Here is a 13,229-nt window from a genome sequence, read left to right as displayed (position 1 = left end):
ACGCCTTAGTGGGCGCCATAGTGGTAATACACCCGCTGCGGGGTCAGAGTCTGATTGGTCGCTACCGTCCCCGCTCCCTTATCACCGGCCCCAACCCCAACCAAGTGCAGTTGCGGATTCCAGCCCTCGGTATCCGGGTCCGGATCCGGCGGCACGACAATTTGGGGGGTATCCGGCACGCCTTCGCCCGTACTGAACTTATTAATACTGATCCCGTCCTGCAGTGAGAAGGCATAGAAGAAGCCCTCTCCCGGCGCCACGCAAGAGTTTGCGGCCGATACTGTGCCCGGTACATAGGTTGTGTAGTAGGCCACGCCCGACACCACCAGTGGCGCCGACAATGCCTTTTCGGAGGGCGCTAATGGAAAGTACCACCCCAATTTCTGGCCAAGGGCCAGCTGCTCGGCCAGCAGCGCTTCCTCGCCATCCGCACTGCCGAAGGGATCGCCAGAAACGCTGTAAAGGTTACTGATCCTGATCGGCTCGGGCGCCGGGTTACTCTCGGTGCCAAAGGTTTGGGTTCGGATATTACGGTCCTGCAAGGCAAACAGGTAATTCTGAGTACCAGTGCCATTTGGATGCGCACGGTTTCCTGAGCCTACCAATACCGCGTCATAGGGGACTTCGCTGGAGGCGGTCACGGTGGTCTCCCCCTCTTTCCCTTCATTCACCACCAGATTTTCCACCAGCTCGAAGCTGGTCTGTGCCACGCTGACCTCGCCGAAAAAGCGACGGTCGTTGGCCTGGGTATCACCGCCTAACTCGGCAAAGTGATGAACGGACCAGTCCCCGCTGTCGGTACCCGGCATATCAACGCGCCAGATATTGCCACCGGTGTCCACCGCATAGAGGCGGTCAGTCACTGAATCACCGTCACTGTCGAGCACGCTGATCTTGGCGGCAATGCTGTCTTCGGCCGGCAGCGGCGTCACCCCTTCGGCCAGCGCGGCTCCCGCTTCAAAGCGGTGTACCAGAGCGCCCGTAGCCGCATCCACAATGTAGATGGCGCGCCCCATGCTGTCGGCAGAGCCAACTGCCCGGCCGTCCTTATTGAGGTCGTACCCTCCCCCAAATATCACCACCGGTTTGTTATTGTTACCCGGGATTCTGGTAATGATTGGCTCAGACCAGCTTTGCCCAAGCTCGTCCATGCCAGTGGACTCGTTACTGAGCTTCCACAATCGGCTCGGGTTATCCGGGTCCGAGAGGTCAAGGGCATAGTACGCCCGCCCCCCTCGGCGCAGCCCGAAGTACAGGGACACCGAATCCGTGGATGCTTCGATAATGCCGTCGCCATTCACATCGTTAATATAAGCGGCAGCAACACCATCGACCCCATACACGGTATGGCCACCCGTTTGAGGGTTAGTGCGCAGTTCATTCAGCGTGCCAAGCATATCGGGCAGGTAATAGGCCCAGCTTTCACTGATGGCAGTATCCTCATCTTTAAACATATGGACGAAACCCTGATTGGTGCCCATCAGGATACGTACCCCTTTGGTGCCGCCGTAGTTGATCGCCAACGGTTTGGAGTGCAGAGGATCCCCAATCAGGTCCACCCGGCGATCATTGCTGGCGCCATCCCCATCCTCGTCATCCGGGTCCAGCCCCTGCAACCAACTGACGTAGCCATTCAACTCGCCGGCTCCCGCTGCGCCTATCCGGCTGATCAGCTCACTCTCGCTGCCCAGGGCGCTGCTGAGGCTGGCACGAGTCAGTGGAACCAAGGCACCATTGCCGCTGGCCGGGTCCGTCAGGATTCGGCGAACCGCCTGTACCCCAAGCTGTTCCAGTGCGCCTCCAACGGTGACATCGTTGCCATCGCCCCCACCATCGGTCGCACTGCAGGTTTGTGCGCGGGTCCAGTAGGTACAGGCCCCATCACTGATGTTGCCCCGGGCATTGATCGCCAGCACACCATTTTGATCCACCACCAGACCTTCGCTGTTGACCTTCAGTTTCTTTAGATTCCCCATCCAGCGAGGCCGGTCCGAGGGCAGAAACATCGCGTAATAGAGTGAATCCAGAGTTTGAGTGCGATCAAAGCTATTGGCTGCGACCGAGGGCGAAGTAAAGCTGGTATTGACCGACAGGATTTCGCTGACAATTTGCTGTAAGGAGCTTTGCAGAGCTGCAGCGTCATTCGCTGGGTAATAGAGCCCTCCGCCGCGATGTGCCGTTTGCTCCAACAACTCGGCGGCATCGACGGCGCCTTGAGAGAAACCAACCGTATAGGTCACGACCTTTTGGTGGCCTGTCGCGGAGGTATTCATGTCATTCTGGTACATCCACTCCGCCACACCCGGCAGATGACTGCCGTTGTGCTTATCTGCGGCGGTCAACCCCAACTCGCTTTCGATCAGCGTATTCAGGCTATTGTCCCGGTATGGGCTGCCATCAGTCATCAGGAGGACGTACGAGTTCGCCTGACAGGATGAGAGAGGGCTGATGTAGTTATCACCGCTGACAACGCTATCGTCCGCTGCTGGCAGTAGCGCGCCACCTTTGTTGCCGCCGAGTACCGCACCTCCTGAGAAGTAACGATAAGCTTCAAACAGTGACTCGCATAACGACGTGTCGGACGTCGCTTCTAAGCTGCTCACGGTGTTCACCAAATCGGCCCGATTGCTCTCCGTCATTTCTCGAATGCCTTCAACAATGCGCCCGCCATCGTCACTGCCAATGGTGTTACCGGAATTGCGGTTCCTGTTGAACACCATCAAACCGAAATCGACCCCCGTCGTCGTGTTGATCAAGCTGTTGGTCGTCTCTCGGGCAATGGTAATCCGCTGACGCTGAACCGAGCCGCTGTGATGATGCAAGTAGGTCAGGTAGTTTTCGGTGAACAGGGTAACCACGTCATTCTGGCCAAACTGCGTTGAGTTCCTTGCATCATCCGCGGCCCTCTCCCGCTCGCTAAGTGAGGCAGAAGGCGATGTGCCATCATAGGGCGATCTCATAAAACGGTTCTGAGGAAAGCCCTCCCCCCGAAAAAGAGGACTCAGGGCGGCGGGTGCATTGTTGGGGTTGGCATTGTCCAGGTCGGCGACACAATCGAATATCGAATGCTTGCGTACGAGCTCGGACTGGATGGAGTCAGGCAGTCTCCGCCACTGGGGGTAAGATACCGAGAAGTGTCTTACCCCACTGGTAAAGCGCCCTTCGTACTGCAATATCGACAGGGTGTCGCTGCTGGGATGCAGCGCCAAGCTGGCAGCACAGGCGTTGTTTTGCGGATAGAGATAGCGTGTTTCGTTGCTGTCCTGTGGGTCCGGATATTGATCGGTGGATACGGCACCTTTGACATAGTAGAGGCGATTGCCGCCCTCTCCGGTGTAGTCATGGTTAGGGTCATAAGGGCCAGCTTCCACCCACTCCAGCTCCAACATAGAGCCAGAGTTATCAAAGATGATCAGTACCTTAGGTCGCGACGCGTCTTCGTCCTGAATGCCTGCCACATAAAGCTCGGTATCATCTGCCATCGTTGCATTGGAGACCACGACCGCAATGGCACTAAAAGCCGCCGCCAGCACACCGCGGTATCGGTATTTCTGCATCACAATCCCCCCGAGCTGGATAACACCGGTTGTTCCAGCCCTGTCACCACGGACAACTGACCTCGCTGGTTTTTTCCGAAGTTAACCCGGGTTTCCAGTTCGTTATGACGACACGCCATAACGCTCGCCGCGGTTGCCGTCCGGGAGCGTCGACACTGGGTTTCGATGCGAAAGCTGAGTTGATGCCGGGCGCCTGTTGTGGCGTCCATCGATGTGCTGACGCCACGATTGGTGACCAACAAGCTGCCACCCAGAGCCAATCGCTGCTGTTCCACAAAACGGATCTGGGCACCATTGGCCAGGTGCAGTGCGGTACTGCGAGCGTTAGAAGCGGATGCCATCTGAGTGGTCATCTTGGCCCGGTAAGCCAACCCCACAGCAATCAAGGTCAGCATCAGTAACAGCAGGATACTGACCACCAGCACCATGCCCTGTTGTCGATTCATCCTGCGCTCCTGCGGCAGTACTATCGGATTGGATGGAGGGCCCCCTTCGACATCCCACGGGACTGAAGAACCCTGGGGGGTGCCGCAAAGATAGCGGTCCAAAATGGCAGGTTGTCGGTCGAGCACGAACTCGCGGGCTGACAAAGCGGGACGATGCAAAGTCAGGGGGATTGGAGTCCGATATGAGGCCCGGAAGAGCCCTTGTGTGTCACGCGATAAGGCGGCCCGGCCTTGGCCCATAGAGAGACCCCCAAACACCCATTCGACCTGAAAAACCTGCCGATAGTAGAGCCTGTGCAAAGCCGCCCCAGCAACTGGATCAGAGTGAAAGCGGGCGGCGCCAACTCCAACCATCCGACACACCAGCCCGTCGGGGCATAAGCGTTATCGTCGCGCGCGGTTCAGAGGGCGATTGCAGACCAGAGATACGGCTGGACAGGTCAATCTGCAAAACAACGGAATTGAAAAACATCTGCCCCAGACCGTCAGCCTCATTACCCCATTGCTGCTGGGCGGAGCGCTGATAAAGCGTCAGCGATGGACACCATAAGTGCTGCATTTTCATCGAATTAGCGGGGCATTGTTTGCGGTAAATGCGGGGCTGACTGCACCGGGTATTAATCCAGGATGGCGGGGGCGGTTCAGCAACCCGGGTCGATCAATGCCATAGGCCGGCGCGGCAACCGGAATCAGATAATCCGCAAAAGCGTCGAGTTGACCGGGGGGATACCGGGGTGGCGTTAAGGTCAGGAGCAGAAAGTGGCGGGATGGAGAAACAACTGTGGGGGCATGACTCCCCTCCCTGCCAACGACAAGGAGGGGATGTGGCGAAATCAGATGGCGTCTTCGTTCTCTTCACCGGTGCGGATGCGGATCACCCGTTCGATGTCAGTGACAAAGATCTTGCCGTCGCCAATTTTGCCGGTTCGGGCGGTATCCACAATCGCTTCGATGGCCTGATCCAGCAGTTCATCGGCGATCACCACTTCGATCTTCACCTTGGGCAGGAAGTCCACCATGTACTCAGCACCGCGGTACAGTTCAGTATGTCCCTTCTGGCGGCCAAACCCTTTGACCTCCTGAACGGTCATGCCGGTGATGCCAATTTCGCCCAGCGCTTCACGCACGTCGTCCAGTTTGAACGGCTTGATCACCGCTTCCAGCTTTTTCATCTTCGTTACCAGTTCCGTTTGCCAAATCCAGAGGTAATGGGGTATCGACGATCCTTACCAAACGCCCGTGGAGTCACACGGGGCCCGACCGCAGCCTGGCGTCGCTTGTACTCATTAATGTCGGTCAGACGGATCACCCGACGCACATCGGCTTCCCGGTGACCGGCCGCGACGATCTCTTCAAGGCTTTGATCGCGCTCGACATATCTCTCAAGGATGTCATCCAGCACATCATACGGAGGCAGACTGTCCTGATCCACCTGATCCGGTGCCAGCTCCGCAGACGGCGGACGGGTGATCACCCGCTCCGGGATCACCTCAGAGAGCGTATTGCGGTAGCGTGACAAGCGATAAACCAGCAGTTTCGGCAGATCCTTAATCACCGCGAAACCGCCACACATGTCTCCATACAGGGTGCAGTAACCCACCGCCATCTCGCTCTTGTTGCCGGTGGTCAGCAGGATTTTGCCGCTCTTGTTGGACAACGCCATCAACAACACACCACGGGCCCGCGCCTGCAGGTTCTCTTCGGTGGTGTCCTTCTGAGTGCCCTCAAACATCGGGGCCAACTGGCCCATAAAGGCGTCAAACATCGGCTCGATGGAAACCACGTCATAGGTCACGCCCAGGGCTTCGGCCTGAGCGCGGGCATCTTCAACACTCATGGAGGAGGTGTACTTGAACGGCATCATAACCGCCTGCACTTTGTCCGCCCCCAGGGCATCGGCGGCAATGGCCAGAGTCAGGGCGGAGTCGATGCCGCCGGACAGACCCAGAACCGCGCCCTTAAAGCCGTTCTTGCCCACGTAATCCCGCACCGCCAGCACCAGCGCGTTATAGACTTGAGCGTCCTGACTCGGCAGCGGATGGCGCTCGCCCTGATCAGGCTGGCCATCGGTAAAGCGGACCAGTTGCAGCGATTCTTCAAACTGCGGCAATTCGTGACAGATGTGACCGGTGGCATCCATCACCAGTGAGTGGCCATCAAAGATGAGTTCATCCTGACCACACACCTGGTTCAGGTACACCACCGCCAGGCCGGATTCGGCGGTGCAGGCTTCCAACACGTCCAGACGCTCGGTCAATTTGGACATGTCGAAGGGGGATGCGTTGAGGGTCAGCAGCAGGTCCGCGCCCTGATCAGTCACCTGTTTCACCGGTTCCGGATGCCAGATGTCTTCACAGATCAGCACACCGAGCTGATGGCCTTTAAAGGGGATCACCGCACTGTGGTCAGCGGGCTCGAAGTAACGCTCTTCATCGAACACCCGGTAGTTGGGCAGGCGCTGTTTATCGACATGACCAAGGATCGCTCCCTGGTGGATCAGAGAAGCTCGGTTGCGCAGCCCCTCTTCCGTCATGGCCGGGTGACCCACCAGAATGGCGATGTCGCCGGAATAGGCTTGTAATTGCGCCAGCGCCTCATCCACGCGAGCCTGACAGTCCGGTCGCAGCAGCAGGTCTTCCGGCGGGTAGCCGGTCAGTGCCAGTTCCGGAAACAACACCAGGTCGGCGCCTTGCTGTTCCGCCTTGGCGGCCCACTCCAGACACTTCTGGGCATTGTCTTCAATGGCCCCCACGGTCAGGTTCAGCTGGGCCAGTGCCACCACCAATTGCTTGCTCATGCGTCGCGCGTTCCTTACTTCGAATCGGATCGCAGCATGGTAGCGGATCTGCGGCCCGGGTGAAACGGGGCGTCCGCGCCGTTACGCCGATTTACTTAGGGGTTTGTTCATCCAGCAAGCGGGCATGAGGGTCAGTGAAGGTGTCACGCACACCAACGCATTCCATCACCGCTTTGATGTAGCCGGTTGGCCGACCAAAGCTGTCCAGCATCGGTGCGCCCACCAAGCTGGCCTGCTGCTTATGGCGGTTTTGCGGCTGCATCTCAAACAGCTTTACCCAGGCCTCTCCATCCCTGTCCGTGAGATAGCACTTATAGTCCTGCCAGTCGTCGGCCTGGACCGCGTTGGCACTGACCAGTACCATCAACATCAGCATCGTGCGCATTACCAACACTCCTGAGGGGTCATCACCCCGGTATCGCTCAGGGTCATAGCGCGGCAGTCACTGTCGATGGAGGCCTGACTCCCCTGTGCAGTGGCGGTCAGGGTGAAGCCGGTCGTGGTGACCGTCGCATCGATTTTGTAGCGGCCACTGTCCGACACCATCGGGTCTGCCCCCATGCCCAACTGGGTCATATTGGCGGTGTACTGACGCTGGTCCAGATAATACTGCTCCTGAAGGTTGGCCAGCTTATGCAGGTCAGCGTGGGCTTCCGCCCGATAGCTTCGGCCCACATACCCCTGGTAACTGGGGTACGCGATGCCAACCAGGATGGCCAGCACCACCACCACAATCATCAACTCAACCAGGGTTAAACCCGCTTCCTTACGATGGCTCATTACTGCGCTCCATAGTGGTAATACACCCGCTGCGGGGTCAGAGTCTGGTTGGTGGCCACGGTACCGGTACGGTCTTCACCGGCGCCCACCCCCACCAGATAAAGTTGAGGGTCCCAATCTTCCGGCACCGGTTCCGGTGCGGGAGGCACCAAAATCTGGGGTGTATCCGGCAGTCGCGCCCCGACGCTGAAGTTGTTGATGCTGATCCCCTCCTGCAGCGAGAAGGCGTAGAAAAAGCCCTCCCCGGCAGCCACACAGGAGTTGGCCTCTGCCACGGTTCCCGGCAGGAAGGTGGCGTAGTAAGCCACCCCCGCCACCACCACCGGCGCTGACAAGGCTTTCTCCGACGGTGCCAGGGGGTAATACCACCCCAGCTTCTGGCCGAGGGCCAACTGTTGGTTCAGCCGTTCACTGTCGGTGCTGGCGTTGCCAAAGGGATCGCCGGACACACTGTAGAGGTTACCGGGGGTGATCGGTGCCGGTGCCGGGTTCTCGGTCGTACCGAAGGTTTGGGTCTGAATATTGCGATCCTGCAGCGCAAACAGGTAGTCCTGAGTGCCACTGGCGTTGGGGTGGGCCCGATTCCCGGACCCCACAACCACCGCGTCATAGGGCACCTCCACCGAGGTGGTCAGGGTGGCTTCGTCCTCTTCTCCCTCATTCATCACCAGATTTTCCACCAGCTCAAAACTGGTTTGCGCCACGCTGACCTCACCGAAGAATCGGCGATCATCCGCCAGGGTATCGCCCCCCAGCTCGGCAAATTGATGAACCGACCAGCCATCCCGGTCGGTACCCGGCATGTCCACCCGCCAGATGTTGGCACCGGTATCCACCGCATAGAGGCGATCCGTCAGGCCGTCACCATCGCTGTCCAGCGCACTGATTTTTGCCGCGATGCCATCCTCGGCTGGCAGCGGTGTCACCCCTTCCGCCGCCGTCGCTCCAGCTTCAAATCGATGCACCAGATCACCGGTGGCCGCATCCACGATGTAGATGGCGCGGCCCATGCTGTCGGCGGAACCAACACCGTTGCTGTCTTTATTAAGGTCGTAGCCACCGCCAAAGATCACCACCGGGTTCCCGTCATTAGCCGGGATTGTGGTCACCACCGGCTCAGACCAGCTTTGGCCAAGCTCACTCATGCCCGGAGATTGGTTGCTGAGTTTCCACAACCGACGGGGGTTATCCGGGTCCGACACATCCAGGGCGTAGTAAGCCCGCCCACCTCGACGCAAACCAAAGTAGACGTACACCGAATCGGTGGGCGCTTCGATATTGCCGTCTCCGTCCACGTCATGGACATACGCGGATGGCGCGCCATCAACGCCGTAGACCGTATGGCCGCCGGTCTGCGCATTGGTGCGCAGTTCATCCAGAGTGCCCAGCATGTCAGGCAGGTAGTAGGCCCAGCTTTCGCTGATGCGGGTATCGTCATCCCTGAACATATGGATGTAACCCTGGTTGGTGCCCATCAGGATGCGGACGCCCTTGGTGCCACCAAAGCTGATCGCCAGCGGCTTGGAGTGCAGCGGGTCGCCAATCAGGTCAATCCGACGGTCATTGCTGGCGCCGTCTTCATCCTCATCATCCGGGTCCAGCCCTTGCAGCCAGCTGACGTAACCATCAAGCTCATTGCTGCCAGCGGCACCAATCCGACTGACCAGCTCCGCCTCGCTGCCCACCGCACTGGCCAGGCTGGTACGGTTCAGCGCCACCAGGGCACCATCGCCGGTTGCCGGGTCGGTCAGAACCTGTCGGGTCGCCTGTAATCCCAGTTGCTCCAGCGCCCCGCCGACGGTGACATCATTGCCGTCGCCGCCACTGGATGCGCCACTGCAGGTTTGTGCGCTGGTCCAGTAGGTGCAGGCCCGATCGCTGATGTTGCCCTGGGCATCAATGGCGGATACCGAACTCTGGTCCACCACGCTGCCACTGCTGGTGATCTTCAGCTTCTTCAGATTGCCCATCCAGCGGGGACGGTCCGAGGGCAGAAACATGGCGTAGTAGACCGCGTCCAGGGTTTGGGTACGGTCAAAGCTGTTGGCGGCAATAGAGGGCGAGGTAAAGCTGGCGTTGACCGCCAGAATCTCGCTGAAGATCTGCTGCAACGAGCTTTGCAACGCTAACGCATCCGCTGCCGCATAGTAGGAGCCACCGCCCTGCAGTGCCGTTTGCTCCAGCAACCCGGCAGCTCCGGTCGCCCCCTCGGAGAAGCCGATGGTGTAAGTGGCAACCCGCTGACGCCCCTGCAGGGTCTCGTTGACGTCATTGTTGTACATCCATCCCGCCACGCCGGCCAGGTAGTTGCTGTCCACCTTGTCATCGCTGCCGAGGCCCAATTCGCTTTCAATCAGGCTGTTGTAGCTGCCGTCCCGGGTGGGTTCACCATCGGTGATCAGAATGACGTAGGACTGCGGCTGGCAGGAGGACATCGGGCTGATGTAATTGCTGCCACTGACCACCGAACTGTCCGCCGCCGGAGTCAGGCTGCCGCCTTTATTGCCCCCCAGTACCGCGCCACCGGAGTAGTAGCGGTAGGCTTCAAACAGCGACTCACATAATGGTGTCCAGGTGTCCGCCGTCAGGCTGGCTACGGTGCTGGTCAGGCTGTTGCGGTTGCTGTCGGTCATCTCCCTGATGCCCGCCACGATACGCCCACCATCATTACTGCCGATGGTGCTGCCGGAATTGGTGTTCTGGTTGAACACCTGCAGGCCAAAATCCACCCCAGGGGTGGTATTGATCAGGCTGATGATGGTGTCCCGGGCAATCGCGATGCGCTGCCGCTTGGTGTTGCTGCTGTGGTGATGCAGGTAGGTCAGGTAGTTCTCGGTAAACAGGGTCACCGCATCGCCATTACCAAACGCCGTCACGTCCATGGCATTTTCCGCTGCCGCATCCAGCGTTGATTGCGACGCCGATGGGGAGGTGCCGTCATAGGGCTGAGTTTTGCTGTCATTACGCGGGAAACCGGTGCCGCGCAGATCAGAATGGGGGTGGTTGGGGGCGTTCTGAGCCAATCCCGCCTGCAGGTCCGCAAGACAATCCACGACGGTTTTATCGCGAATGTTGTCTTTGAATTCGCTGGGCAGCTTACGCCAGTAATGCCCGGAGTCGCTGGCCTTACGGTTGTATTGGAAGCGGCGGAAGTTACTGGTGAAATAACCCTCTTGTTCCAATACCGTCAGGCCACTGGACACCACCCGCTTGCTGCTTTCACAGCCGTTGATTTGGGGTGAGAAGTAGCGCTCCTCATCACTGTCGAGGGGGTCAGGGTACTCATCCGGATCCGCGGAACCTTTGATGTAATAGATGCGGTCGCCATTATCGCCGGTGTAGTCATAAGTGGGATCAAAGGGCGCCGCAGCCACCGCCTCTTCGGTGTCCATCGAGCCGGAATTATCAAAAATGATAAGGACCTGAGGACGTCCGGCTCCCGTCGCCAACCCTCCGGCCACATAAAGCTCAGTGTCGTCCGCGATGGCCATTCCCATGGCCGCACTGAGGCTGGCGGCCAACACCACTGCCCGTCCCTGGCAAAGCATTACAATCCCCCCGAACTGTAGAGAACCGGCTGCTCAACCCCTGCCACAACCGACAGTTGGCCGCGCTGGTTCTTGCCAAAATTAACCGTACTTTCCAATTCATTCTGACGGCACGCCATCACACTGGATGCGGTGGCGGTGCGAGAACGACGACATTGGGTTTCAATCCGAAAAGTGAGCTGGTTGTTGGCACCGGTGCCCGCGTCAACGGTGGTATTAACCCCGTTATTGGTGATCAGCAAACTGGCTCCCCGAGCCAACCGTTGCTGTTCGACATAGCCGGCCTGCGCACCATTGGCCAGGTGCAGTGCGGTGCCCCGGGCATTGGACGCCGATGCCATCTGGGTGGTCATCGTGGCCCGACTGGCCAATCCTGCCGCGATAAGGGTCAACACCAGCAGTATCAGGATGCTGACCACCAGCACCATGCCCTGTTGTCGGTTCATTCTGCGCTCCGGTGGCTGATCAGCAGCGGGTTATTCAACATGATGGTGGTGGACACCCGCTTGCGACGAAACCCATCGTCCCCGGCACGGATGGTGCCGTTGGGCATGCGGTACTGCACGGTGTCACCGGTGTCATAGCTGCTGTCCGACTCAAGAGCCCGCAGCAACAGGTGAACCCGAACCGCCAGAATGCGCACATCATTGCGGCTGTCCCAGATGTCATCCGTCACCTGCGAGGAGGTCAGGTAGCTGTCCACCGTGCTGTCCTCATCAAAGTCGACCCCGAACTCGAACTGCATCGACTCGATGCCTTCAACCAAGGATTGAGGGCCTGCCAGCATATCGGCGGTCGACAGGGTATGGCGGTACAACGATGGAATGCCCCCGACGTTATTACGTACGTAGTAGACACGGTGCTGATACTGGTAAACCCGTCCGCTGGTCAGGGTGGGGGCGGTGCCGGCCCCATCAAAAAACTGGCCCTCATTGACGTTCAGCGTCATGTAGTAGCGCCCGCTGGCGGTGCTGCCCACCACCTCCGGTCCCACCAGGCGTTTAATCTGAATCACGTCGGAGCCACTCAGGGCCCCGTTTTCGCAGGTGAGGCTGCCGCCGCTGCCCTTGGTAAAGGCCCACAGTGTGCGGAAGTGGCCCATGCCATTGGGGAAGGTGCCGTTGTTAAGGCCATCACCGACGCAATCGGTACCCACGATACTACCGGGCACGGTGACGTTGGCGCCGCCAATCAGGTCAACCCCGGTCAGATCCGCGAAGAATCCGGCCTGGGCAATGTCCTCTTCCAGCAGGCGTAGCGCCAGACGAGCACTCTCCTGCAACTGGTTGTACTGGCCGGTAGACTGAACACTGGACGAGGACATCACAAACACCGACAGACTGGCACCGGTGATAAAAAGACCGATCACCATCGCCACCATCAGCTCCGGCAGGGTCAAGCCACGTTGCTGATTCATACCCCCTCCACGATAACGGTTTCGACCCGCACCATACGGCGGTGGTTATCGGCGCTACCGCAGTTACTGCTGTCCTCACCGGCGCCATCACGGGTGGCGTTCATCCCGCGCCAGCTCACCACGACTTCAACATCGTTGCCGGAGACATAGATGCAGCCGGTCATATTGGCGGGGCTGCCAAGGTTTCGCTCCCCAATTCGCTCATCAGTTCCAAGTAACTGCTGATCCCAGAGATACTGATCCCACAGCAGCATTTGATCCGGGGTGCAGCGATTGATGGCACCACCACTCTCGTGGCAGGGGGTCGATGGCAGGGTGTAGCTGCCACTGCCGTAATTGATGGCGGCGTAGTTGGCGAGACGGGAGGGGTTAACGCGGATGCGTTCAATCACGTCGCTGGCCAGCGATAGGGCCTGGGTATAGTTGTATGACTCAAAGCTGCCGCGCTTGGCGGTCAGATGTAATTGAAATACACCCAGCAGGCCGACGGTGATCACCACCGCAGCAACCAGCACTTCAATAAGTGTAATCCCTTGCTGACGTCGCATCTGTGTTGCATCCCTGCTCACTGGCGGCTTTGGCCCAACGGCCAAAAATGACACGCCATGATAACATTTCAACCGACAAATATATAATATTACAAATCACTATGGACAGTTTGGGCAACCACAACGGAGTGAAGTC

Annotated in this window: 10 protein-coding genes; all 10 read right to left on the bottom strand. The window is 58.8% G+C overall.

Features of this window, described 5'->3' with window-relative positions; all coding sequences use genetic code 11:
* Nucleotides 1-5: 5 nt before the first annotated feature.
* A complete protein-coding gene (locus tag FBAL_RS04105; protein ID WP_013344312.1) occupies nt 6-3,557 on the bottom strand; it encodes a pilus assembly protein in 3,552 nt (1,183 codons plus the stop codon).
* Nucleotides 3,557-4,003 (bottom strand): hypothetical protein, encoded by a 447-nt coding sequence (locus tag FBAL_RS04100; RefSeq protein WP_013344311.1) that lies wholly within the window; start codon nt 4,001-4,003, stop codon nt 3,557-3,559. Before FBAL_RS04100 ends, FBAL_RS04105 begins: the two co-directional genes overlap by 1 nt.
* Before the next feature lie 833 nt (nt 4,004-4,836).
* Complete coding sequence (locus FBAL_RS04095) at nt 4,837-5,175, bottom strand: P-II family nitrogen regulator (RefSeq protein ID WP_013344310.1); 339 nt, start codon at nt 5,173-5,175, stop codon at nt 4,837-4,839.
* Nucleotides 5,176-5,180: 5 nt separating this feature from the next.
* On the bottom strand, nt 5,181-6,800 hold the full coding sequence (locus FBAL_RS04090; protein ID WP_013344309.1) for an NAD+ synthase: 1,620 nt from the start codon (nt 6,798-6,800) through the stop codon (nt 5,181-5,183).
* 91 nt (nt 6,801-6,891) lie between these two features.
* Nucleotides 6,892-7,185 (bottom strand): TapY2 family type IVa secretion system protein, encoded by a 294-nt coding sequence (locus FBAL_RS04085; RefSeq protein ID WP_013344308.1) that lies wholly within the window; start codon nt 7,183-7,185, stop codon nt 6,892-6,894.
* Complete coding sequence (locus FBAL_RS04080) at nt 7,185-7,580, bottom strand: type IV pilin protein (RefSeq protein WP_013344307.1); 396 nt, start codon at nt 7,578-7,580, stop codon at nt 7,185-7,187. Before FBAL_RS04080 ends, FBAL_RS04085 begins: the two co-directional genes overlap by 1 nt.
* Entirely contained in the window at nt 7,580-11,128 is a 3,549-nt protein-coding gene (locus tag FBAL_RS04075) for a pilus assembly protein (RefSeq protein ID WP_013344306.1), read from the bottom strand. Before FBAL_RS04075 ends, FBAL_RS04080 begins: the two co-directional genes overlap by 1 nt.
* A complete protein-coding gene (locus tag FBAL_RS04070; protein ID WP_013344305.1) occupies nt 11,128-11,574 on the bottom strand; it encodes a hypothetical protein in 447 nt (148 codons plus the stop codon). The genes FBAL_RS04075 and FBAL_RS04070 overlap by 1 nt, the downstream gene beginning before the upstream one ends.
* Nucleotides 11,571-12,545, bottom strand: coding sequence for a PilW family protein (locus tag FBAL_RS04065; protein ID WP_013344304.1), 975 nt, complete (start codon nt 12,543-12,545; stop codon nt 11,571-11,573). Before FBAL_RS04065 ends, FBAL_RS04070 begins: the two co-directional genes overlap by 4 nt.
* Nucleotides 12,542-13,093, bottom strand: coding sequence for a type IV pilus modification protein PilV (pilV, locus tag FBAL_RS04060; protein ID WP_013344303.1), 552 nt, complete (start codon nt 13,091-13,093; stop codon nt 12,542-12,544). Before pilV ends, FBAL_RS04065 begins: the two co-directional genes overlap by 4 nt.
* Nucleotides 13,094-13,229 lie beyond the last annotated feature (136 nt).

The sequence above is a fragment of the Ferrimonas balearica DSM 9799 genome (assembly GCF_000148645.1).
GTDB lineage: Bacteria > Pseudomonadota > Gammaproteobacteria > Enterobacterales > Shewanellaceae > Ferrimonas > Ferrimonas balearica.
This window is presented reverse-complemented; position numbering and strand designations above follow the sequence as displayed.

Excerpts from the sequence above, each read along its gene's own strand:
- FBAL_RS04095 (WP_013344310.1), bottom strand. The coding sequence starts at position 5,175 with ATGAAAAAGCTGGAAGCGGTGATCAAGCCGTTCAAACTGGACGACGTG.
- FBAL_RS04100 (WP_013344311.1), bottom strand. The coding sequence starts at position 4,003 with ATGAATCGACAACAGGGCATGGTGCTGGTGGTCAGTATCCTGCTGTTA.
- FBAL_RS04080 (WP_013344307.1), bottom strand. The coding sequence starts at position 7,580 with ATGAGCCATCGTAAGGAAGCGGGTTTAACCCTGGTTGAGTTGATGATT.
- FBAL_RS04070 (WP_013344305.1), bottom strand. The coding sequence starts at position 11,574 with ATGAACCGACAACAGGGCATGGTGCTGGTGGTCAGCATCCTGATACTG.
- FBAL_RS04065 (WP_013344304.1), bottom strand. The coding sequence starts at position 12,545 with ATGAATCAGCAACGTGGCTTGACCCTGCCGGAGCTGATGGTGGCGATG.
- FBAL_RS04105 (WP_013344312.1), bottom strand. The coding sequence starts at position 3,557 with ATGCAGAAATACCGATACCGCGGTGTGCTGGCGGCGGCTTTTAGTGCC.
- FBAL_RS04075 (WP_013344306.1), bottom strand. The coding sequence starts at position 11,128 with ATGCTTTGCCAGGGACGGGCAGTGGTGTTGGCCGCCAGCCTCAGTGCG.
- FBAL_RS04090 (WP_013344309.1), bottom strand. The coding sequence starts at position 6,800 with ATGAGCAAGCAATTGGTGGTGGCACTGGCCCAGCTGAACCTGACCGTG.
- FBAL_RS04085 (WP_013344308.1), bottom strand. The coding sequence starts at position 7,185 with ATGCGCACGATGCTGATGTTGATGGTACTGGTCAGTGCCAACGCGGTC.
- pilV (WP_013344303.1), bottom strand. The coding sequence starts at position 13,093 with ATGCGACGTCAGCAAGGGATTACACTTATTGAAGTGCTGGTTGCTGCG.